This is a genomic window from Archangium sp. (genome assembly GCF_036389735.1).
Taxonomy (GTDB): Bacteria; Myxococcota; Myxococcia; order Myxococcales; family Myxococcaceae; genus Archangium.
Window position 1 is genome coordinate 1 of sequence record NZ_DASVWK010001148.1, and the last position, 2,223, is coordinate 2,223.

At 68.6% G+C, this 2,223-nt stretch carries 2 protein-coding genes; both read right to left on the bottom strand.

The window, feature by feature from the left end:
- Positions 1–335 (bottom strand): hypothetical protein (locus VF794_RS41340; protein ID WP_331119509.1); only part of this gene is annotated, 335 nt, incomplete at its 3' end.
- Positions 336–438: 103 nt separating this feature from the next.
- On the bottom strand, positions 439–2,109 hold the full coding sequence (locus VF794_RS41345; protein WP_331119511.1) for an asparagine synthetase B family protein: 1,671 nt from the start codon (positions 2,107–2,109) through the stop codon (positions 439–441).
- Positions 2,110–2,223: the final 114 nt, after the last annotated feature.

The window sequence follows — 2,223 nt, forward strand, 5'->3', positions numbered from 1 at the left end:
CTCTCGGTGATGGCTCTGAGCGTGCTGTTCATCCCTCCGAAGCTGTCGTACAGCGCGTTCATGGACCGGGTACTCTCGGTGATGGCTCTGAGCGTGCTGTTCATCCCTCCGAAGCTGTCGTACAGCGCGTTCATGGACCGAGTATTCTCGGTGATGGCTCTGAGCGTGCTGTTCATCCCTCCAAAGCCGCCGTAGAGTTCGCTCATAGACTGGGTGCTCTCGGTGATGGCTCTGAGAGTGCTGTTCATCCCTAAGAAGTCCTTAGAGGAAAGCTTGGTTAGTTCCAGCGCTTCAAGCACCTCGAAAACACCTCCGAATTCACGCCGTCGCGTCACTCATTGCCTCCCTCACACGAACGTTCAAAGTCGCGAAATGATCTTGGTCAGGGCTGCTACAGCATACCTGAAGCCGTGTGAAAAACGGGGCGTCTGAAAAAGCCTAGCGAGGCCCCAGCACCGCCCGCAGCCACGCCTCCAGCGTGACCAGCAGCCAGATCTTCGCGCCGTGACGTGGGCGGAGCCCGCCCAGCTTGCCGGCCAGGAGCCGCTCCAGCCACTTGCGGTCGAACAGGTCCCACCGCGACAACCCATCCAGCAGGCGCGCCTGCGCCTCGGGCAGCAGCGGCTTCTGGAACCACCCCTCCACCGGCACCAGCATGCCGCTCTTGGGGCGCTCGATGATCTCTCGCGGAAGGATGTCCGCGACGGCCTGCTTGAGGAGGTACTTCTCCACCGAGCCCCGCAGCTTGAGCCGTGGAGGAATGGCGAAGGCCACCTCCACCACCCGGCGATCGAACAGCGGCGCGCGAGGCGCCATGCCGAAGGGGAAGCTCACCTCCTCCACCTTGTGCAGGATGTGGTGGGCCCCCTTCAACGAGAGGTTGAGCGCCATCAGCTTGCCCACGAAGGTGCTCCAGCGCGGATCCGCGAAGCGCGGCGCGAGGAAGGCCTCCAACGGCTGACTCGCCAGGGCCTCCCGCATCCTCGGAGACAGCGCCTCCCCGAAATCATCGAAGCACTTCTGGTGGGCGCGCAGGTAGCTGCGCTCGCGTGCGTTCGGCGCGTCGTCCGCGCCCGGCACTCCCTCACCGTAGAGCTGGGAGAGCAGCATGGGCAGGTTCTTCGGCCCACCGAAGCACGGGTCTCCCCCCTCGCCGTTGAGCAGCACCCCCACCTCGGCCGTGGCCTCCCGGAAGAGGAGGGCGTTGGGGACGGTGAGCGGATCTCCAATCGGGTCCGAGTGCAGCGCGATCGTCTCGTCGAGGTATCGGAGGATGACCGCCGGGGACAGCTCGACGATGCGGTGCGTGGTGCCGCAGTGCTGGGCCACCAGCGAGCTCCACGGCAGCTCGTTGCGGTACTCGTCCCCGAACGAGACCGAGTACGTGAAGACCTCCTCGCGGTGCAGCCGCCTGGCCAGCGCGACCACCAGGCTCGAATCGAGGCCACCGGACAGGGACGCGCCCACCGGCCCGCTCTCGGGGAGCCGGCGAGAGACAGCCCCCTCCAGCTCGGCGCGCAGCCGCAGGCGCAGGGCCTCCTCCTGCTCCGCCGACAGTGGAGCGCCGGCCTCCAGCTCGGCGGGCAGTGACCAGAAGCGCTCCCGGCGCGGGGCCCCGCCCGCGAGGGGGAAGCACAGCACCTCGCCCGGCAGCACCTCCCGGATGCCCTCCACCAGCGTCTCCTCGCCGGGGACATAGGCGTAGCTGAGGTACGACCCGATGCCCGCGAGGTTCAGCCGGGGAGGCACGCGGCCACTGGCGAGCAACGCGTGCAGCGTCGACGCGAAGAGCAGTCCTCCGGCCACCTGCGCGTAGTAGAGCGTCCGCTCGCCGATGGCATCGCGGGCGAGCCGGACCTCACCCTCGTGGAGCCACGCGAGGGTGAAGGCGCCATCCACCTCGCCGAGCCGCCCTGCCGCCACGATGGGCGCCCATCGGTCGAGGCTGTCGATCCGCGTCCCATTCAGCCAGCACGCATCCCACTCCGCGACGAGCGTCACCCCTCGCACGGGGTCGAGGAGCTGGGCGCCGGAGCCCAGCGCGCGGCGGAGCGCCTCCGCCCCCTCCGGGTACCCCACACCACGGGAGGGCGCGCCCGCCTCCACCACGCCGCCAATCCTCCCCGAGGGGCGGCGACGGCTGACACCCGAGCCCAGGGGCGGCCCCGGGGCCGGTCAGAGGCAACGTGGAGGTGCCATCGGCTACCCGAAGCAGTCCGCGCC